19 protein-coding genes are annotated in these 19,239 nt (G+C 72.9%); 15 read left to right on the top strand and 4 right to left on the bottom strand.

All coding sequences use genetic code 11. The annotated features are described in order from the left end of the window. The first annotated feature begins 72 nt into the window (after positions 1-72). Entirely contained in the window at positions 73-1,128 is a 1,056-nt protein-coding gene (locus FBY41_RS01785) for a glycosyltransferase family 4 protein (protein ID WP_141841709.1), read from the top strand. Here FBY41_RS01785 and FBY41_RS01780 read toward each other — a convergent pair. After that, entirely contained in the window at positions 1,117-1,743 is a 627-nt protein-coding gene (locus tag FBY41_RS01780; protein WP_141841708.1) for a phosphatase PAP2 family protein, read from the bottom strand. The two genes, FBY41_RS01785 and FBY41_RS01780, sit on opposite strands and share 12 nt — an antisense overlap. A 68-nt stretch (positions 1,744-1,811) precedes the next feature. On the opposite strand from FBY41_RS01780, the gene FBY41_RS01775 reads away from it, so the two are divergent. Next, a complete protein-coding gene (locus FBY41_RS01775) occupies positions 1,812-2,714 on the top strand; it encodes a nucleotidyltransferase family protein (RefSeq protein WP_185748843.1) in 903 nt (300 codons plus the stop codon). Further along, positions 2,711-2,998, top strand: coding sequence for a PqqD family protein (locus FBY41_RS01770; RefSeq protein WP_141841706.1), 288 nt, complete (start codon positions 2,711-2,713; stop codon positions 2,996-2,998). Before FBY41_RS01775 ends, FBY41_RS01770 begins: the two co-directional genes overlap by 4 nt. A 48-nt stretch (positions 2,999-3,046) precedes the next feature. Here the strand turns inward: FBY41_RS01770 and FBY41_RS01765 are convergent, their stop codons facing one another. Beyond that, on the bottom strand, positions 3,047-4,513 hold the full coding sequence (locus tag FBY41_RS01765; protein WP_260439502.1) for a polysaccharide biosynthesis tyrosine autokinase: 1,467 nt from the start codon (positions 4,511-4,513) through the stop codon (positions 3,047-3,049). A gap of 112 nt (positions 4,514-4,625) precedes the next feature. Here FBY41_RS01765 and FBY41_RS01760 point away from each other — a divergent pair, with 112 nt between their 5' ends. From FBY41_RS01760 to FBY41_RS01725, 8 genes are all read left to right on the top strand, one after another. Continuing rightward, positions 4,626-6,644, top strand: a complete 2,019-nt coding sequence (locus tag FBY41_RS01760; RefSeq protein ID WP_260439501.1) for a glycosyltransferase — start codon at positions 4,626-4,628, stop codon at positions 6,642-6,644. Continuing rightward, positions 6,641-7,990 (top strand): O-antigen ligase family protein, encoded by a 1,350-nt coding sequence (locus FBY41_RS01755; protein ID WP_141841703.1) that lies wholly within the window; start codon positions 6,641-6,643, stop codon positions 7,988-7,990. Before FBY41_RS01760 ends, FBY41_RS01755 begins: the two co-directional genes overlap by 4 nt. Then, positions 7,987-9,207, top strand: a complete 1,221-nt coding sequence (locus FBY41_RS01750; RefSeq protein WP_141841702.1) for a glycosyltransferase family 4 protein — start codon at positions 7,987-7,989, stop codon at positions 9,205-9,207. The genes FBY41_RS01755 and FBY41_RS01750 overlap by 4 nt, the downstream gene beginning before the upstream one ends. Beyond that, complete coding sequence (locus FBY41_RS01745; protein ID WP_185748842.1) at positions 9,204-10,223, top strand: glycosyltransferase family 4 protein; 1,020 nt, start codon at positions 9,204-9,206, stop codon at positions 10,221-10,223. Before FBY41_RS01750 ends, FBY41_RS01745 begins: the two co-directional genes overlap by 4 nt. Further along, positions 10,224-11,378: a glycosyltransferase gene (locus FBY41_RS01740; RefSeq protein WP_141841700.1), complete on the top strand. Its 1,155-nt coding sequence runs from the start codon at positions 10,224-10,226 to the stop codon at positions 11,376-11,378. Further along, complete coding sequence (locus FBY41_RS01735) at positions 11,375-12,157, top strand: hypothetical protein (RefSeq protein ID WP_141841699.1); 783 nt, start codon at positions 11,375-11,377, stop codon at positions 12,155-12,157. Before FBY41_RS01740 ends, FBY41_RS01735 begins: the two co-directional genes overlap by 4 nt. Further along, positions 12,154-12,453: a PqqD family peptide modification chaperone gene (locus FBY41_RS01730; protein WP_141841698.1), complete on the top strand. Its 300-nt coding sequence runs from the start codon at positions 12,154-12,156 to the stop codon at positions 12,451-12,453. Before FBY41_RS01735 ends, FBY41_RS01730 begins: the two co-directional genes overlap by 4 nt. Before the next feature lie 131 nt (positions 12,454-12,584). Then, complete coding sequence (locus FBY41_RS01725; protein WP_141841697.1) at positions 12,585-13,205, top strand: hypothetical protein; 621 nt, start codon at positions 12,585-12,587, stop codon at positions 13,203-13,205. Between the two features lie 152 nt (positions 13,206-13,357). On the opposite strand, the gene FBY41_RS01720 is transcribed toward FBY41_RS01725, so the two are convergent. Further along, positions 13,358-14,353: a MauE/DoxX family redox-associated membrane protein gene (locus tag FBY41_RS01720; RefSeq protein WP_185748841.1), complete on the bottom strand. Its 996-nt coding sequence runs from the start codon at positions 14,351-14,353 to the stop codon at positions 13,358-13,360. 97 nt (positions 14,354-14,450) lie between these two features. Here FBY41_RS01720 and FBY41_RS01715 point away from each other — a divergent pair, with 97 nt between their 5' ends. Next, complete coding sequence (locus tag FBY41_RS01715) at positions 14,451-15,251, top strand: exodeoxyribonuclease III (RefSeq protein WP_141841695.1); 801 nt, start codon at positions 14,451-14,453, stop codon at positions 15,249-15,251. Positions 15,252-15,276: 25 nt separating this feature from the next. Continuing rightward, positions 15,277-16,332 carry a tryptophan--tRNA ligase gene (trpS, locus tag FBY41_RS01710; protein ID WP_141841694.1) on the top strand — a complete coding sequence of 352 codons (1,056 nt, stop codon included), beginning with the start codon at positions 15,277-15,279 and terminating at the stop codon, positions 16,330-16,332. Here trpS and FBY41_RS01705 read toward each other — a convergent pair. Beyond that, entirely contained in the window at positions 16,306-17,481 is a 1,176-nt protein-coding gene (locus FBY41_RS01705) for a glycosyltransferase family 4 protein (protein ID WP_141841693.1), read from the bottom strand. The genes trpS and FBY41_RS01705 overlap by 27 nt on opposite strands. A 69-nt stretch (positions 17,482-17,550) precedes the next feature. Between FBY41_RS01705 and FBY41_RS01700 the strand changes: the two genes are divergently transcribed. Together FBY41_RS01700 and FBY41_RS01695 are read left to right on the top strand one after the other, a co-directional pair. After that, a complete protein-coding gene (locus tag FBY41_RS01700; protein ID WP_221629189.1) occupies positions 17,551-18,081 on the top strand; it encodes a 2'-5' RNA ligase family protein in 531 nt (176 codons plus the stop codon). 3 nt (positions 18,082-18,084) lie between these two features. Beyond that, on the top strand, positions 18,085-19,239 hold the full coding sequence (locus FBY41_RS01695) for a YihY/virulence factor BrkB family protein (RefSeq protein ID WP_141841691.1): 1,155 nt from the start codon (positions 18,085-18,087) through the stop codon (positions 19,237-19,239).

Below are 19,239 nucleotides of genomic sequence, written 5' to 3'. Positions count from 1 at the left end.
CACCGGCAGGCGCCGTGGCGCCGTCCCGTCCCGCCTACGATGCGGGTGCACCCCACGACAGTCAGGAACAGCGTGCCCCGGCTCAGCATCGTCTCCACCGCCACGGCCGTGCCGATGGGCGCCCAGGCCTACGAGCAGCACGTCATCTCGCGGGCCCCGGCGGCCCTGGCGGCCGTTGCCCCGGGGGAGGACTGGCGCGTGCGCAACATCGTGGTCAGGTCGCTCCGCTCGACCCTGCCCGGCACCCGCCGGCTGCCGATGGGCCGGCTCACCGCAGCCTCCGAGCGCGTGCGCGGTGCGGCCGGACGGGTGGCGTACGGGCGGGCCGACCTCGTGCACCGGATGACCCTCGAGCTGCCGCCGGCGCCCCACGAGGTCGTCACCCTGCACGACGTCGTCGCGTGGCGCTACCCCGACGAGTCACCGCCCGTGGCCGCGGCCGCCGCCGAGCTGCGCCGTGCGGCGGCGGTCATCTGCGTCTCCGAGTTCACGGCCTCGGAGGCCGTCGACCTGCTCGGTCTCGACGCGCCGGTCGTCGTGCCCAACGGCGTCGAGCAGCGCTTCTTCGACGCCGCGCCGCTCGGCGTGGACGAGCTCGCCGATCTCGGCGTGACGACGCCCTTCGTGCTCGCCGCCGGCGGTGCCTCGGAACGCAAGAATCTCGCGGCGCTGGCGGACGCCTGGCCACGCGTGCAGGCCGCGCGGCCCGACACGACCCTCGTGCTCGCCGGCCCGCCGCACCCGCGGCGCACCGCGCTCTTCGCATCGCTGCCGGGCGTGCGGCTCGTCGGCCGGCTTCCCGACGCCGTGCTGCCGGGGCTGTATGCCGCCGCCGCCGTCGTCGTCGTGCCCTCGCTCGTCGAGGGGTTCGGGCTGCCGGCGCTCGAGGGCATGGCCGCGGGGGTGCCGGTGGTCGCTGCCAACCGGTCCTCGCTGCCGGAGGTCGTCGGCGACGGCGGGCTGCTCGTCGAGCCGGACGGCGCCGCCCTCGCCGAGGGGGTCCTCGACGTGCTCTCCGGGGGGAGCGACGTCGCCGCGATGGTGGCGCGCGGTCGGCAACGCTCGCGGCGCTTCACGTGGGAGGCGAGCGCCGAGGGCCACGCGCGGGTGTGGCAGTCAGTCGTCTGAGGGCCTTCGCCGCCCGACGTCGTCCGTGAGGTTGGGCGTGTCACCCCCGAGAAGCGCCACGACGAGGGCGGTCACGCACCCGACGAGCAGGGCGCTGCCCACGACGTCGCGCGGCTGGTGCGCATACCAGGAGACGTTGCCCAGCCCGACGGCGACGGCCGCGATCGCGCCCGAGAAGACCCCCCACCGGTTGACGCGGGTCGGCCACACGATCATCACGGCCACGACGAGGCTGAGGCCGACCGCGGCGTGGTTGGACGGGAAGGCCGTCTGCCCGGTGTGGAAGGGATCTGCCTCGCGCATCCACAGGGCGAGGGCGGTCGACACGGTCGGGATGAGGACGCCCGCGATCGCCCGGCGCCAGGAGCCCCGCACGAGGGCGAGGAGCGCGAGCACGCACACGAGCGGTCCGAGCACGACGATGACGAGCGGCCGCGCGACGGTCGAGAGGTCCTGGCGGATGCGCTCGTCGATGGAGTTGAGCACCGTGTCGCGGACGTCGGCGTCGAGACGAGCCCCGGTGCCGGTGCGCAGGGTCAGCCACGCGGCGGCGAGGAAGAGCAGACCGAGCGCCACCCCTGCGAGGGCCCACTGCAGGCGAGTGCGCAGCGACACGTGCGCCTCCCGAGGTGCTGTTAAGGTGCGGTCAACCAGTCCGTTTGCAGTCTATGGGGGTTCGCTCGATGGCAGCCCGTGAGGTCGCCGAGGTCCCCGCGGCGGGGGCGACGGTGCCTCTGGAGGTGCGGATCGGCTTCGCTCACGCCTCCGTGCAGTGGATCGCCGACCGGTGCGGCGCCGACCTCCTCCACGTCAAGGGTGCCGCCCTCGACCCCACGCTCGTGCCGGACCGGGGGTTCTCCGACGCCGACGTGCTCGTGCGGCCGGCTCATGTGGCCCGGGTGCTTGCCGAGCTGCGCCAGCACGGGTGGGAGCTGATCAACTCCTTCGCCTACGGCTCCTCGTTCGAGCACTCGGCGACGCTGCGACACCACGACTTCGGGCTGCTCGACCTGCACCGCCTCTATCCCGGAGCGGGTCCGACGCCCGAGGCGGCCTTCGCGACGCTCTGGTCCGAGCGGCGCACGACGACGCTCGGGGGACGCAGCTGTGCCGTGCCCGCCCGGGGGGCCCAGGCGGCCCTGCTCCTGCTCCACGCGGCGCGCGGGGGCGCGGACCCCAAGGCGGCCCGTGACGTCGACTACCTCTGGCACCGGGCCACCGACGACGAGCGTCAGCAGGTGCTCGACTGGGTCGACCGGCTCGACGCCCGTCTGGGCTTCTCTGTCATCCTCGGCGAGCTCGACGAGCACCGCGACGACCCGGCATACGACCTGTGGCGCGTCGCGGCCCGCGGGGGCACGCGGATGGAGGAGTGGCGGGCTCGGGTGCGGGCCGCGCGGGGCCTGCGCGCCAAAGCGCACGTCGCCGGACGCTCGGTCCTCGTCAACGTCGAGCACCTCACCATCGTGCGGGGACGGCCGGTCTCGCGACGCGAGGTGATCGCCGAGTTCTTCGACCGCCCGCTGCGCGGTGCGCGCGAGCAGCTCGCACGGCTGCGGTCGGCGCGGCAGGGGAGGAACCGGTGACGCCGGCCTTCCGTCCCGCGGCCGACGTCGGGGTGACGGTGAGCCGCGACGGCGCGACCGTCTATGTGGCACGACTTCCGGCGGGACCGATCCTCGTGCTCGACGGAGCGGGAGCCGTCATCTGGGCCGAGGCGACCGAGGGCCCCGCCGACGGGTGGATCGACCGGGTGGCAGATGCCTTCGACGTGCCCGCGTCGGGCATCGCCGCCGACGCTCTCGCCTTCGTGCACTCGCTGTGCGGCGACGGACTGCTCGACGAGGCCGACGCGGTCCGAGCGACCTGACACGAGGGGCCGAGCGCCCGCACGCGGAGCGACGCGGGCCGCTGGTCGTCAGGCCTGGCTGTGAGCCCTGCGGGCGCGCTGCTCGCGCGACCTGCGCTCGCTCCGGGAGAGCTTCATGCCCACCGCGCGGTTCTGGCCGTAGTAGCCGTAGCGGTGTGCGGTCGAGGTGGCGGGCGCCATGTTGAGGGCGAAGCCGGCGACCGGCGCGTCGACCGTCTCGAGCGAGTGGACGGCGCTCGCCAGGTCGCGCTTGCGGGTGCGGTCGGCGGCCACGACCATGATGAGCCCGTGCGTCAGCTTGTTGATGAGCACCGCGTCGATGACGGGCACCACCGGGGGGCTGTCGACGAGGATGAAGTCGAAGTCGTGCGAGAGCTTGCCGAAGAGCGTCTCCATGGGCTCGGACCCGAGCAGCTCGGAGGGGTTCGGCGGCACCGGCCCGGCCGGCAGCACGTGCAGGGTGCTCTCGCGCCAGCGCTGGATGACGTCGCCGGGGTCGGCCTGCCCGAGGAGGAGGGTCGTCAGCCCGAAGGAGCCGTCGAGGCCCATCGTCGAGGCGACGGACGGGTTGCGCAGGTCGCCGTCGATGAGCAGCACCTTGGAGCCGGCGTCGGCCATGGCCATGGCGAGGTTGATCGTCGTCGTCGTCTTACCCTCACCGGGCACCGACGAGGTGACAACGAAGGAGTGCCCGCCGGTCGTCACGTCGACGAAGAGCATGTTGGTGCGCAGGCGCCGGATCGCCTCGGCATGGCGCCCGTGGGGGTCGCTCTCGATGCTGAGCAGGCCGTCGCGGGCGGACTTGACGATGGGGATGTCGCCGAGGATGGGCCGCTTCGAGAGGGCCTTGATGTCGTCCTCGTTGCGGACCTTGGTGTCGAGCGAGTGCGCGAGCAGCGCGAGCCCGATGCCGAGGGCGAGGCCGAGCAGGGCACCGAGCATGAGGTTGCGCTTGGCGTTGGGCGACGACGGTGCGCCGGGCACCCCGGCCTCCGCGACGGTCTGGGACTGGACGGCCTGGCCGTTGGCGGCCAGCAGCGGCGCGAACTTCTCCGTCGCGACCCCGGCGAGGATGGGCCCGGCCGCGTTGGCGATGCGCGCGGCCGTCTCCGGATCACCGTCGGTCGCGGTGATCGTCATCATGTTGGAGGTCTGCGAGACGTCTGCCGTCACCGAGACCGGCGCGTTGGGAGCCAGGCCCAACGTCTGGCGCAGCGGCCCGAGGACGGAGGGTGCGTTGAGGACGTCGACGTAGGTCGCGAGGTCGTTGGCGCCGATCGCGTAGGCGCCGACCTTCTGGCCGTTGGCGTTGGCCGGCTGGGTGGCGGAGAGGTAGATCTTCGCGCTCGCCGTGTAGAGGGCAGGCGTCAGCATCGTCTGGACAGCCGTTGCCGCGATCACCGTGAGAAGTGTCAGTGCGATGATCCGCCAACGCGCCACCAGAACGTTGAGGAACTCCCGGAACGTCACCTTGCCCCCGGCCCAACTCGACAGTACGTGCGAGCATCCTCCCATAGGATCGAGGGGGTTGTGCCGGGTCCGAGACATCGTGGGCAGCGGGGCCACACGGACGGACCGGGCCGGGATCGAACGAGAGCGGGGTGGGTGGCGCATGCGGGTGCTTCGCGTGTCCCACAGCGCCGTCGTCGACTCGTGGCGCGAGCGCGAGCGTGCGCTGCGCCGCCGGGGCCACGACGTCACCGTCGTCTCCGCCGCCCGGTGGCAGGAGGGCGGCCGCGAGGTGCCCCTCGTGCCACGCCCCGGGGAGGCCGTCGTCGCGGCCCCGACCCTCGGTCACCACCCGGCGCTCTTCGTCTACGACCCGAGGCCGCTGTGGGCGGCGCTGGGCGAGCCCCTCGACGTCATCGACGTCCACGAGGAGCCCTTCGCGCTCGCGACAGCCGAGGTCCTCCTGCTGCGCTGGCTACGCCGGCAGCGTGCTCCCTACGTGCTCTACACGGCGCAGAACCTCGACAAGCGCTACCCGGTGCCCTTCCGCTGGGTCGAGCGGGCCGCCCTGCGGGGGGCACGCGGCGTCAGCGCCTGCAACGCCGCGGCAGCGCGCATCGCCGAGCGCAAGGGCTTCCCGGGCCGGGCACGCACGATCGACCTCGGCACCGACCTCTCCGTCTTCACCCCCGCCGGTGCGGCCGACCGCCGCGCCGGCGGGGCGGCCGAACGCTCCGGGCAGGCCGATGCACCGCTGGTGGGGTATGCCGGCCGGCTCGACCCGGCGAAGGGCGTGGACGTCCTGGTGCGGGCTGCCGCCCTCGAGGCGACCGTTCGCGTCCGGGTCGCGGGCGACGGTCCGGAGCGGGAGTCGCTCGAGGCGCTCGCCGACCAGCTGGGGATCGCCGACCGGGTCGAGTTCGTGGGCCCGCTCGCGGCCGAGGCGCTCCCCGACTTCTACCGGTCCCTGGACGCCCTGGCCGTGCCGTCCCTGACGACGGCGAGCTGGGTCGAGCAGTTCGGCCGTGTGGCCCTCGAGGCGATGGCCTGCGGCACTCCGGTCGTCGTCAGCGACAGCGGTGCGCTCCCGGGCGCCGTCGACGGTGCCGCCCTCGTGGTGCCGGAGGGCGACCCGGCGGCACTGGCCAAGGCGCTCCAGCAGGTCACGAGCGATGCGGTCGTGCGCTCGCGGCTCGTGGCGGACGGGCTGCGCCGAGCCCAGGCGAGCTCGTGGGACGAGGTCGCGACGGCATACGAACGGCTCTACCGGCTCGCGGCGCACGATCGCATCACCGAGACCACAGGCGGCAGCGCGTCGATCGCGGAGCGTCCCCTCGACGTGGTCGTCGTCGCATACGGCCAGCCGGCGCTGCTCGCCCGCGCCCTCGCACCGCTCGACGGGCTCTCCGTCACGGTCGTCGACAACTCCTCCTCGCCCGAGGTGCGCGCCGTCGTGGAGCGGACGCGGGCCCGCTACGTCGACCCGGGGCGCAATGGCGGATTCGCCGCTGGAGTCAACGAGGGGCTTCGCCGCGCCGACCCGCGCGCCGATGTGCTGCTCGTCAACCCCGACGCGGTCATCGACCGGCCAGCCATCGAGACGCTTCGCGCCGCGCTCGCCGCCGACGGCACGCTGGCAACCGTGGGTCCCGCACAGTTCGACGCCACCGGGCGGCCCTCCCGGGTCGCGTGGCCCTTCCCGACGCCGCTTGGCACGTGGGTCGACGCCGCCGGGCTCGGCAGGCTGCGGCGCAGCTCCTACGTCATCGGGTCGGTGCTGCTGCTCCGGCAGGAGGCGCTCGAGCAGGTCGGGCCCTTCGACGACGAGCGCTTCTTCCTCTACTCGGAGGAGACCGACTGGGCCTACCGGGCGACGCGCCTCGGGTGGCGGCACCGGGTCGTCGACGAGGTCAACGTCGAGCACGAGGGCGCCGCGACGAGCACCGACGAGTCCCGGCGCGAGGGGCACTTCCTCGCCGCCCACGAGATCTACCTCCGCAAGCACTACGGCGCGCTCGGGTGGCAGGTGAGCCGCGCGGGCAACGTCGCCGGCTCGGTCGTGCGCGCGGCGCTGCTCCGCGGCGACGGACGGCGGGCCGCGCGCGAGCGCGCGCTGCTCTACCTGCGGGGCCCGGCGCGGCACGAGAGCCGCCCCGCAGACGCCCGGACCGTGCCGGCCCCGACGGAGGCGTCATGAGTGTGCGGGTGCGCGAGCGCCTCCAGAGCGCAATGACGCGAGAGCGCGCCCTGCAGGCCCTCTTCGTCGCAGGCGGCGTGGTGCTCGCGCTTGTCGTGGCGCGCCTCGCGGTGACGACGCCGGAGGCTGCGGTCGTCATCTCCGCGGCCGTGCTGGCCATGGGCGTCACGGCCCTGCAGCCGGGGTTGATCCCCCTCGTGTGCCTGCCCCTGCTGCTCGTCGTGCTCCGCGTCGGCGGCGGCGGGGTCGACCTGTCCCTCTCGGACTTCGTGCTCGCCGCGGCGACCATCCCGGCGCTCTTCATGGCACGGCGACCCTTCGCACCCGGGCTGCGCGCCGTCCTCTGGGCCTCCGCCTTCTACCAGTTCACGACCCTCATGGCCGTCGTCAACAACCCGTATGCCGCCAACGCCGTCGAGTGGGCCCACGCGTGGATGATGGTGGCCGGGGGACTGCTCGTCGGGTGGGCGGTCGGCGCGAACGGCTACGGACGGCTGGGGGTGCGCCTGCTCGTCTTCACGATCGCCGCTCTCGCGGTCGTCACGGTCTTCGAGGGACTGATGCACTTCGCGCAGGGCGACTTCTCACCCGTCTATCCCAGCATCCCGTTCCCCATGCACAAGAACTTCGCCGGCACCCTCTGCGGTCTGGGGGCGGCGATGGTCTACGCCCGCCCGCGGTGGGCGGGCCTCTCGAAGCCCCTGTCGATCGTCCTCATGACCCTCATGGTGGCGGCGGTCCTCTTCACCCAGTCGCGTCAGGCCCTCATCGGCCTCATCGGTGCTGTCTTCGTGCTCGTGCTCCGGTCCAACACCGACCGCAAACGCTCCAAGCTCCTCCTGCTGCTCCTCGCGCCGATCCTCGTCGGTGTCACCAACCTCGTGCAGGACCAGCTCCAGTCCGACAACCAGTTCAACTCCGCACTCCAGCGGCTCTCGTGGTTCCAGGACTCGCTCACGGTGTGGAGCACGGACCCGTGGTTCGGCGTGGGCCTGCGGTGGTGGTACACCGACCGCTTCCCCTTCCAGTTCCAGCCCCCCAACGCCGAGATCGAGGTGCTGACGTCGGCTGGTGTGCTGGGGCTGCTGGGCTTCGTCGTGCTCATGGTCGTGGCGCTGCGGGTGTCGTGGCGCCTCGACCCGGTCTACGGCTCCCTCGCGGTGGCCGTCCTCGTCTCGCGGCTCGTCCAGGGCCAGTTCGACCTCTACTGGGCGGCGGTGCAGTCCTCGCTGCCCTTCGTCGTGCTCGGTCTCTGCCTGGGCGCGCAACGTCATGCCGAGCAGAGCGCTGACTCCCACGCCGCGGCCGAGGCCACCGGAGCCGCCAAGCCGTTGGTCGCCCGATGACCGTGATCGTGCAGATCACCCCCGAGATCGGCCCCGGCACGGGGGTCGGTGCCGTCGCCCACCACCTCGAGCAGGAGTGGACCCGGCTCGGCATCGACGTCCGGCGCTTCTCCCTGAGCGAGGCCGGCGGCGACTGGCTGCCCCAGCCCGGCGGCGGGGTGCGAGGCCGGCTGGCGCTCATCACCCGGGTCGTCTGGTTCTCGACCGTCGGCACGCGTCGCGCCCGCGCCTACCTGCGCGCCCACCCCGAGGAGCTCTCGGTCTGCCACAACGACGTGGTGGCCGGTGACGTCTACGTCAACCACGGCATCGTCCAGGCTGCGATGCGCGCCCGGGGGCACTACCGGCTGCGGATGCTGCGCAACCCGCTCCACCTCTTCACCACGACCCGTGACCGTCTCCGCTACTCCCGGCGCGGGTCGCACCGAGTCGTCGTCAACCTCGTCAGCGCCGAGGAGGCTCTGCTGCGCCAGAGCTACCCGCGGCTCGCGATCCCGACGGTCGTCATCGGCAACGGGGTCGACATCGAGCGCTTCCGCCCCCCGAGCGACACGGAGCGGGCGGACGCGCGGGCCGCCCTCGGTCGCACGCCCGACGACCGCGTCGTGCTCTTCATCGGCAACGAGTTCGGTCGCAAGGGCCTGCCGTTGCTCCTCGAGGCGATGGCGAGACTCGATGACCGCACCCACCTCCACGTCGTCGGCGGGACCCCCGACCTCGTCGCGCAGGCCTCGTCCTCGGCCGCCGCGGCCGGGCTCGGGGAGCGGGTGCACTTCGACGGTCCGCACGCCGACCCGCGGCCGTGGTTGCGCGCTGCCGACGTGCTCGTGATGCCGAGCGCCTACGAGTCCTTCGGTCTCGTCGTCCTCGAGGCGCTCGCGACGGGCGTGCCCGTGGTCGCGACTCCGACAGGCTGCGTGCCGGACCTCGTGGTCGACGGGGTCAACGGCGCGGTCGTCGACGCCACTCCCGACGCCGTCGCACGGGGCCTCGCCGCGGTGCTCGACGGGGATGCCGCAGAGCTCTCGCGTCACGCCCGGGCCGCAGCCGAGCAGCACTCGTGGTCGAGGGTGGCCCGGCGCTACCTCGACCTGCTGCGCACCGTGCGCGGCATCGACCCGCTCGCCGACGCGCGCGGAGACGACCTGCTCGGCGAGCCGCCTGGCGCGGACCCGATCGCTGCGACCCGCCCGGTGTCGAACGGGGGCCGTCCGTGAGGGTCCTGCACGCCGTGCGCTCGGACGCCTTCGCCGGAGTCGAGAGCCACGTGGCACGGCTCGCGTGCGCGCAGGTGGCCGCCGGCGACGAGGTCGTCGTCATCGGCGGCGACCCGGACCGGATGGCCGCCGCCGTCGAGGGCGCTGCCCGTCTCGTGCCCGCCCGAACCGTCGCCGAGGTGGTGCGAGCGGTGCGCCACTGGCAGCGCGGCGCCGACATCGTCCACGCCCACATGACTGCTGCCGAGATCGCTTGCGCCACAGCGCTGCTCGGCTCATCGACGCCGCTCGTCGTCACCCGGCACTTCGCGAGAGTGCGCGGCAGCAACCCGGCGTCGACTCTCGCAGCCACTGCAGCCGCCACCCGGGTCTCGGCTCAGATGGCGATCAGTGACTACGTCGCGCGGAGCATCGGGGGAGTCAGCACGGTCATCCACCCCGGCGTCCTGTCGACCGCCTCGACGATCCCCGCGTCGGAGCGGCGCCCGGTCGTCCTCGTCGCCCAGCGCCTCGAGGCGGAGAAGGAGACGGAGGTCGCGATGACGGCCTTCGCCCGGTCGGGACTGGCCGGGCGAGGCTGGCGCCTCGAGCTCGCGGGGGGCGGAGCCGAGCGGGAGCGCCTCGAGGCCCTGGCGGGCCGGCTCGGCATCGCACCCTCCACCGACTTCCTCGGGCACCGCGGCGACGTGACGCAGCTGATGCGGCGCGCCTCGGTCCTGCTGGCCCCGTGCCGGGTCGAGGGGCTCGGCCTCACCGTGCTGGAGGCGATGGCCGAGGCGCTGCCCGTCGTCGCCGTGGCTGCGGGGGGCCACCTCGAGACCGTCGGCAGCGTGCCGGGCGCGGCGCTGCATCCCGCCGGTGACGCCGACGCCGCCGGTTCGCTGCTCGCCGAGCTCGCTCGCGACCCCGCCGCACGGGATGCCTACGGCGCCGCGCTCCAGCGAGCACAGCGCGAGCGGTTCACCCCGGAGCACCAGGCGCTCGAGACCGCGGCCGTCTATCGCGAGGTGATCTGAGTGGACCTCGTCGTGACGTCGCTCGAGGCCTGGGACACCGTGTGGCGACGCAACCAGCACCTCGTGGCCGGCCTGCTCCGACGCGACCCCGCCCTGCGGGTGCTCTTCGTCGAGCCGGCGACCGATCCCCTCCATGCCGGACTGGGCGGCGGCCGGCCACGACGCGGCCGCGGGCTACGCGCCCACGAGGCGGACGGCATACGCGCGGGGTCGCTGTGGCTCCTCGAGCCGACGAAGTGGCTCCCGCGCCGCGTCGACCGGTCGGTCGACGAGCGGTGGGCGCGGCAGGTCGTGCGGGCCGCGCGGGGGCTCGGCATGGGCGACCCGGCGCTCTGGGTCAACGACCCCCGCGGGGCGCTGCTGGTCGAGGCGACGACGTGGCGCTCGCTCTACGACATCACCGACGACTGGACCCTGGCCGACCGCCCGCCCGCCGAGACGGCTCGCATCCGGGCGCAGGAGTCGGTGCTGCTGTCGCGCTGTGACGAGGTGGTCGTCTGCTCCCCGGCTCTGGCTGCGAGCAAGGGTGAGGGCCGTGTCGTCCACCTCATCCCGAACGGCGTCGATGCGGCGGCCTACGCGGTGGCGCACGAGCGTCCCGCCGGCCTGCCCGGCGGTCCCGTCGTGCTGTATGCCGGCACGCTCCACGGCGACCGCCTCGACGTTGCGCTGTGCGCCCGGGTCGCTCTCGCCCTGGAGGGCCGAGCGCACCTCGTGCTGCTCGGACCCGACGCACTCGAGGCCGCCCAGCGATCCGTGCTCGAGGACGCCGGAGTCGTGCTCCTCGGGGCGCGACCTAGCGGCGAGGTGCCCGCCCACCTCCAGCACGCCGATGTGCTCCTCGTGCCGCACGTCGTCACGCCCTTCACCGACAGCCTCGACCCGATCAAGCTCTACGAGTACCAGGCGGCGGGCCGGCCGGTCGTCTCGACGCCGGTCGCGGGCTTCCGCGACGTGGACGACGAGCTCGTGACGGTGGCAAATGCCGACGGCTTCGTCTCAGCCGTGACGCGCGTCCTCGACGCAGAAGGGTCATCGGGCGCTCTCGCAGCCCGTCGCGTCGACCCCGAGCGACTGGCCTCCATCGACTGGTCACGACGCGTCGGCCAGATGGCGACGGTGCTCGCAGGGCTGGGCGCCCGGGGCTCGGCATGAGCGCCGACAGCATCGGGTCGGTCCTGCACGTGCGGGCGCTCGGCACCACGGTGGCCATCGACGCGGCCGACGAGGCCCTCGTCGCGCCGCTCGAGCGGGCCTGGGAGGCGGTGCTCTGCGAGCCGGCCGACGACGGCCCGCGGGTGCGCACCCCGGGGCCGTCCGGCGAGGGAGCCGACCGCACCACCGACGAGCTCGCGTCCACCTTGAGCCACATCACCCAGGAGGTGACGCGGGCGGCGATCCAGGCCCGCGCGGGGGAGCTGTTCATGTTCCACGCCGGAGCGCTGAGCGACCAGGCATCCGGTGCCACGCTCGCCTTCGTCGCTCCGGGGGGCACCGGCAAGACGACGCTCGTGCGGACCCTCGGTCCCGGTCGCGGCTACGTGACCGACGAGACGGTGGGGGTGCGGGCCGACCGCGTCATCGAGACCTACAGCAAGCCGCTGTCGGTGCGCAGACCGAGCGGGGGCCCCAAGGACGAGACGTCGCCCCTCGCGCTCGGTCTCGAGCTGCCGCGCGTGACGCCGTGGCTCGCCGGGGTCGTGGTTCTGCGGCGTGACCTCGAGCCCGGCGAGCCCGTCGAGGTCGAGGAGGTCGACCCGCTCGACGCCCTCGTCATGCTTGGCCCCGAGACCTCGTCCTTGGCCCGGCTCGACCGGCCGCTCCACGCGCTGTCCGACCTGCTGCACACGATCGGCGGTCTCCGGGTCGTGCGCTACCACGACGCCGCCGATCTCGACCCCCTCGTGAGCGACGTGCTGGCGGCGGTCCGATGAGCGACGACGCCGTCTGGCTGCCCACGACCGCCCTGTCCGTCCTGCCCGTCGTCGACCGGCTCGAGACAGAGGGCGGGACCGTCGTCATGGTGGAGTCGGGTGCTGCCCACCGGATCGTGCGCCTGTCGGGCCTCGGGGTGGAGGTGCTCGCGGCCGTCGACGGGGGCACGACGCTCGGCGCACTCGAGGCCGCGATGCTCGAGCGGCTCGGTCCGCCGCCCGACGGCGACCTCTCGCGGGCGGTGCAGGCAGCGGTCAAGGGACTGGTCGACGCAGGGCTCCTGAGCGTCGCCTGAGCGCCTGATGTGACGCAATCGTGACATTAACGGGCGTGATCGAGGGGTGGATTCAGGTCCCGAGCCCCCTTGGCCGTGCGGTATGTTGTCTCCGTTCTTGGGGGTTCAGTCTTCGAGTGGGGGATTCATCCATGTCGCACAACCACGGCGTCACTCCGACGTCTCCGAGCCGTCGCTCGGTCGTGAAGGGCGCTGCCTGGGCCGTGCCGGCCGTCGCGGTCGCCGCTGCTGCTCCGACCGTCGCCGCCTCGCAGGGTCCGCTGACGTTCACCGGAGGTGCCTGCAAGCTCCCCGGAAACGCCAACGACATCTTCAAGGGCTACGTCTTCGAGCTCTCGGCTTACAACGCACCCGGCCCCAACCCGGTCACCGGCGTCACGGTCATCACCAACGTCCGGATCAACAATGTGCCGGTCACCGGCTACCAGGTCGTCGTGTACTCAGGTAGCACCTGCACCTGTGGCACCTGCACGCCTCCCGGGTCGACCACCTGCAACACCTTCTGCACGCCTGATGGGGCTACGCAGCGCATCTTCGTCTACACCAACAGCCAGCAGAACAGCCAGAACACCTCGTTCAGCCTGGACTACCAGCGCTACGAGTGCAGCACCTGCACCGCCATCGACCCGACTCCGGTGTCGATCTCGAGCGGCAGCCTCTCCACCCCGCCGGCGACCGGCGGCGGCGGCTCCTGCAACATCCAGGGCGCGGTGCCTGCACCCACCCTCAGCGCAGCCTGCGCCGGCCCGTGATCGTCGGTCGCATGCAGTAAGGCCACGCGAGAGGCCCCGGCCCCCCACTGGGGGGCCGGGGCCTCTCCGTTCCTCCGGGGCCTTTCCCGTCCAACGGGGGCGGCGGCAGGTCCTGCGTCCAGGCGACGTCCTGGCGACCGCCCGCCAGTGGATCAGACCTCGATGCTGGCCAGCTCTGCCTTGATGTCTCCGACGAACTCCATGACCGCCGGGGTGCTCACCGTGGGCCCACCCGCCAGCAGGCCGTCGGCACCAAGCAGCAGCGCGCTCGGGGTCCCCCGCATCTCGAAGGTCTCGGCGAGCAGGCCGTCCGTGTCGTGGAGCGTCAGCGGCTCTGCTGTCGATGTCAACGTGGTCGACTCTGGTGCTTGGCGCAGGACGAGGCGGACGTCGAGCATCGGTAGCTCGCCACGCCACCCGGGCACCGCGTCGATCACCTCGGCGCAGCTTCCGCACGACTGCGAGACGTAGAGCAGCAGCTGCGGGCGCTGCTCGCTCAGACGTCGGAGGTGGGTCGTGGTCCCGTCACCGAGCATGACGGGCAGGGCTGGCGTGCGCACACGCAGGTAGTCACCCTCCTCGACGGCGAGGTCGCCAACGACGGCGGTCGGAGCATCCGACGCGGGCGAGGATTCGGTGCCGAGAACCAGCAGGACGGTCAGTGCGGCCGCAGCCGCCGCGAGGAGCCACGGCCAGGGCGCCGTCCCGTCGATGATCCGAGCGAGCAGGGCCTCGCCCGTCGTTGCTACGAGAACCGAGACGACCGCCAGGGCGAGCAGCCAGGTGTTGCGCCACACCGTGACCCTCGTGATCCGTCCCGGTCCCAGGCTGCCGAAGCACGCGCAGTCGACGTCGGTCTCGAAGCCGCGGGCTCGCACGACGAGCGCGAAGTAGGCGCCGAAGAGCGCGAGCACGGCGAGCGAGACGACGACGCCCAACCACCCGCCCACGACGATGAGGACCAGCCCCAGCACGATCTCCACCCAGGGCAGGGCTCTCACGACCAGCGGTGACGCGAGCGGGCGCGGCACCTTCAGGGCGGTGAAGGCCTGGGCCGACGCGGCCGGCGACCGGAGCTTGCCCACCGCGCTGACGACGAGCACGACGGCGAGGATCGCAGGGGCGATGACGAGGGCATCTGTGGGCACAGCGCATTCTAGGCAGGCCCTCGCCGTGCACAGGTGCAGTCGCGAGGGTTTGGACCCCACCCACGCCACCGCAGGCCGGTCGGCGACAATCTGCGGCATGCGCATCATCTCGGCCAACGTCAACGGCGTGCGTGCGGCGGCCCGTCGCGGAGCGGTGCCGTGGCTCCAGGCGGTAGAGCCCGACGTGCTCTGCCTCCAGGAGGTGCGCGCCGGCGACGTCGACCTCGGCAAGGTGCTCGCCGAGGCTGGCTGGGGGCACTGGTCGGTCGCACACACCGAGGGCGCCGCCAAGGGCCGAGCAGGGGTGGCCGTCGTCAGCCGCGAACCGCACCGCGCGCAGACCGTCGGGCTCGCCGGCGGTGCGTTCGCCGACGCCGGGCGCTGGGTCGAGGTCGAGGTCGAGACCCCATCCGGCCCGCTGACGATCGCCTCGACCTACGTGCACACCGGCGAGGCCGGCACCGAGCGCCAGGAGGAGAAGTACGCCTTCCTCGACGCCATGACCCAGCGGATGGCCCGGGCGTCACGCTCGGGGGAGCGCATGGTGGTCACGGGCGACCTCAACGTCGCGCACCGCGAGGCCGACCTCAAGAACTGGAAGGGCAACCTGCGCAAGGCCGGCTTCCTCGAGGGGGAGCGGGCCCACCTCGACGCCTGGCTCGGCGAGGGCGCCTGGGTCGACGTCGTGCGCAGGGCAGCGGGCGTGGGCCCCGGGCCCTACACGTGGTGGTCCTGGCGCGGCAAGGCGTTCGACAACGACTCCGGCTGGCGCATCGACTACCAGCTCGCGTCGGCCCCGGTCGCCGCCACCGTCGCCGACGCGTGGGTGGGCCGCGCCCCGACGTATGCCGCCCGGTGGAGCGACCACGCCCCCGTGGTCGTCGACTACGACGTCTGAGCCCGCCGGACCGCATACCGCCGCCATGGGCCAGAATGCAGCCATGTCTTCGACCGCAACGCCGACGCACCAGCCGCGCAGCCTCTCCGGCATGCAGCCCACGAGCGACTCCCTGCACCTGGGCAACTACATCGGTGCGCTCGTCGAGTGGGTGCGGCTGCAGGAGACGCACGACGCGTTCTACTTCGTCGCCGACCTCCACGCGCTGACGGTCTCGCCCGACCCGGCCGTCCTGCGCGAGCGGACCCGGCTCACGGCGGCCCAGTTCATCGCCGGCGGGGTCGACCCCGCGCGGTCGGTGCTCTTCGTGCAGAGCCACATCGCGCAGCACACCGAGCTGTCGTGGGTCCTCTCCTGCCTCACCGGCTTCGGCGAGGCGGGGCGCATGACGCAGTTCAAGGACAAGTCGGCCAAGGGCGCCGGCCCCAACGTCGGGCTCTTCACCTACCCCGTGCTCCAGGCCGCCGACATCCTCATCTACGACGCCAACGTCGTGCCCGTGGGGGAGGACCAGCGCCAGCACCTCGAGTTGTCGCGCGACCTCGCCGGCCGCTTCAACGCGCGCTTCGGTGACACGCTCGTCGTGCCGGAGCCGCACATCATGAAGGCGACCGCGAAGATCCAGGACCTCCAGGACCCGACGGCCAAGATGAGCAAGTCGGCCGCGACCGACACCGGGCTCATCAGCCTGCTCGACGACCCGGCCCGCACCGTCAAGAAGATCAAGTCGGCGGTCACCGACACCGAGCGGGAGATCCGCTTCGACGTCGACGCGAAGCCGGGCGTCTCCAACCTGCTCTCGATCCACGCCGCCCTGACCGGCACGCCGATGATCGAGCTCGAGGCCGCCTACGAGGGCAAGGGCTACGGCGACCTCAAGAAGGACGTCGCCGAGGTCGTCGTCGAGGCCGTCACGCCGTTTCGCGAGCGCACGCTCGAGCTCATGGCCGACCCGGCCGAGCTCGACCGCATCCTCGCCGACGGCGCCGAGCGTGCACGCGCTGTCGCGGAGGCCACGGTGCGCCGCGTCTACGACCGCGTGGGCCTGCTGCCCTCAGCCGGTCGCGTCGAGGCGCTGTAGGCCCTCCAGCAGGGCCGTGTGGCTGCGCTCCCACGTGAACGAGCGACCGCGTGCACTCGCGGCGCTGCGCGCGCCCTCCACCTGGGCGCGACTGAGCGTCGTCAGCGCGTCCACCCACCCGGCGACCGTCGGCTCCACGAGCCGCCCGGCCTGGCCGAGCACCTCGGGGAGCGCCCCCGAGTGGTTGCCGAGCACGAGGGCGCCGGACGCCATCGCCTCGAGCGGCACCATCCCGAAGGGCTCGGCCTGCGAGGGCACGGCGACGACGTCGGCCCAGCGGTAGAGCTCGGACACGCCCGCCTGAGACCGGTAGGGCTCGAAGGTGACCGACCCCCGCACAGAGGTCGCGATCGCGCGCAGCTCTCTCTCGTAGTCGCTGAGGCTCTCGGACTCCCGCAGCTCCGAGCTCCCGACGATGCGCGTCTCCAGGTGCTCGGCGTGCCGACCCATCGCCGCGAGCGCGCCGAGGAGCAGGTGCACGCCCTTGTGCGGCGCCACCTGCCCGACGAAGAGCAGCCGGAGCGGCGCGCCCTGCGGCCGTGGCTCCCGCTCGACGGCAGGGAAGCGCTCGAGGTCGACGCCGTTGGGCACCGTGATGAGCTTCGCCTCGTCGAACCACGCCCGGCGCCGCACCCCCTCGGCCATGAAGGCGCTCACCGACACGAGGGCGTCGGCAGCGCGGAGCAGGTGCGTGAGCTCGGGCCGCAGCACCGAGCCGGAGATGGCGTTGTGCAGGTGCAGGGCGATGCGCGTGCGCGGCGGCAGCATCCGGCGAAAGAGCGGCAGCGAGGTCACGGCGTAGTGGCCCTCGTGCACGATGACCCAGTCGGGTGCGGTAGCCGCGAGGGCTCGGGCTGCCGGCTCGAAGAGGCGCGCCGCGTGCGGTCGCTCGACGAGCAGGGCGCCCAGCGCCCAGTCCTGGCGGTACTCCGCCGTCGTGAAGTGCGTCCTGGGGCAGTTCTCGGTGTAGTCCACCGGCAGCATCGTCGCGTCAGGGTAGGTCGCCTCGCGGTTGTGCGACGTGACGACCGTCGACCGCCCGCCACGCCGCGCGTGCTCGTGGGTGAGGGCCCGGACGACGTGGGCCACCGAGCTGCCGTCACCAGCCAGCGGCATGGGGACGTGGGCCAGGTGCGGGAGCGCGCTCATCGCCCGCCAGCGTAGTGCCGGGTGGCCTCGGCTCGGCTTGGTGCGGCAACGTTCGATACCGTCGGCTCCGTGACGTCTGCGCCCTCCACGACCATCGGCGTGTCCATCCCGATCCCCGACCCGCACGGCGACTACCTCCAGGCCCGCCGTGCCGAGTTCGGCGACCCGTCGGCGTGGCAGATCCCGGCCCACATCACGTTGCTGCCGCCGACCCCGGTCGACGAGGCGGTGTATGCCGCCTTCCTCGCTCACTGCGGCAGCGTGGCGTCCGCGCACACGGCCTTCGACGTCGTCCTCCGAGGCACCGGCACCTTCCGCCCGCTCTCCGACGTCGTGTTCATCCAGGTCGCCCAGGGGGTCTCGGCGTGCGAGGCTCTCGAGGTCGACCTGCGCCGCGGGCCGGTGCAGCGCCAGCTCGAGTTCTACTACCACCCGCACGTCACCGTGGCGCACAACGTCGGCGAGGTCGCGCTCGATCGCGCCTTCGCCGAGCTCGCCGACTACTCGGTGGCCTTCCGTGTGCCCGCCTTCCATCTCTACGAACTGGGTACGGATGACGTGTGGCGTCCCGTCCACGAGTTCGAGCTGTCGGGGGGTTGATGGGTGGGGGCGTTCCAGCGGGCGCTTGACTGGCTGAAGACCACGCGCGGGTGGTCGGCGTGGCAGCGCTACGGGAACGTCAACGGCGACCTGCTGGCCGCTGGTGTCGCGTACTTCGCCTTCTTCTCGATCTTCCCCGCCCTCGCGCTCGCCTTCGCGATCTTCGGCTTCGTGCTCCAGGGCCACCCCGAGCTGCTCGCGACCATCGCCGACTCGCTCGACCAGGCGCTGCCCGGCAGCGTGAAGACGGCCGAGAATCCCGAGGGCATCATCAGCCTCACGGCCCCGGCGAGCCTCACCCTGACGATCACCGGCATCATCGCCTTCGTCACCCTGCTGCTCGCCGGGCTCGGCTGGGTCGGCGCCCTGCGCACCGGCATCCGCACGGTCTTCGGGCTCAAGGCCTCCACCGGCAACGCCGTGACGACGAAGCTGCGCGACCTCGGCGTCCTCAGCGTCCTCGGCGTGCTCATCGCGGTCTCGGCGATCCTCTCGAGCGCGATCGGTGGACTCGCCGGCGCCATCGCCGACTGGGTCGGGCTGACCGGGGGAGCCGTGCTCGTCGGCGTGGTCGGACTGCTCGCCGGCATCGTCTTCGACACGCTCATCATGGTCGTCCTGCTCCGTCTGCTGACGAGCGCCCCACTGCCGTGGCGCAACGTCCGTCAGGGCGCCCTGCTCGGCGGCACGATCATCACGGTGATGAAGCTCTTCGGCGGCTTCCTCATCAGCCATGCGACCTCAAACCCGCTGCTCAGCGCTGTGGCGATCCCGGTCGGCCTGCTCTTCTGGCTCAACCTGATGTCGCGAGTCGTGCTGCTGGCGAGCTCGTGGTCGGCCGGTGACGTCGACCTGGCGACACTGTCCGACGAGGCCCGCCGCACGGCACTGGCGACCGCTGCCCGCCCCCGCTTCCTCGCCCCGCTGCCGGCCACCGCCGACACGTCGTTGCTGCCGTATGCCGCGTCGCCCCCGGTCGCGGGAACGCTCACCGTGTCGCAAGCCTCCTCCACAGGCGGTTCGGGGCGGCCCGCCGGGGACGCGGCGAACGACCGCGGGTCGTCGAGGGGGGTCGACCGCGTCAGCATCGCGGCAGGTGCCGTCGTGGGGGCCGTGGGCGCCGGGGCTGCTGCGACCCTCCGTCGTCGGCGCCGCTGA

The organism is Humibacillus xanthopallidus (assembly GCF_006716675.1).
Classification (GTDB): Bacteria; Actinomycetota; Actinomycetes; order Actinomycetales; family Dermatophilaceae; genus Humibacillus; species Humibacillus xanthopallidus_B.
The sequence above is the reverse complement of the archived record's forward strand: the minus strand, read 5'-3'. Positions and strand labels throughout refer to the sequence as shown.

Coding starts and splice junctions, on each gene's coding strand:
- FBY41_RS01775 (WP_185748843.1), top strand. CDS start 1,812: ATGGCAGCCCGTGAGGTCGCCGAGGTCCCCGCGGCGGGGGCGACGGTG.
- FBY41_RS01765 (WP_260439502.1), bottom strand. CDS start 4,513: ATGGGAGGATGCTCGCACGTACTGTCGAGTTGGGCCGGGGGCAAGGTG.
- FBY41_RS01755 (WP_141841703.1), top strand. CDS start 6,641: ATGAGTGTGCGGGTGCGCGAGCGCCTCCAGAGCGCAATGACGCGAGAG.
- FBY41_RS01750 (WP_141841702.1), top strand. CDS start 7,987: ATGACCGTGATCGTGCAGATCACCCCCGAGATCGGCCCCGGCACGGGG.
- FBY41_RS01735 (WP_141841699.1), top strand. CDS start 11,375: ATGAGCGCCGACAGCATCGGGTCGGTCCTGCACGTGCGGGCGCTCGGC.
- FBY41_RS01730 (WP_141841698.1), top strand. CDS start 12,154: ATGAGCGACGACGCCGTCTGGCTGCCCACGACCGCCCTGTCCGTCCTG.
- FBY41_RS01725 (WP_141841697.1), top strand. CDS start 12,585: ATGTCGCACAACCACGGCGTCACTCCGACGTCTCCGAGCCGTCGCTCG.
- FBY41_RS01715 (WP_141841695.1), top strand. CDS start 14,451: ATGCGCATCATCTCGGCCAACGTCAACGGCGTGCGTGCGGCGGCCCGT.
- trpS (WP_141841694.1), top strand. CDS start 15,277: ATGGGCCAGAATGCAGCCATGTCTTCGACCGCAACGCCGACGCACCAG.
- FBY41_RS01705 (WP_141841693.1), bottom strand. CDS start 17,481: ATGAGCGCGCTCCCGCACCTGGCCCACGTCCCCATGCCGCTGGCTGGT.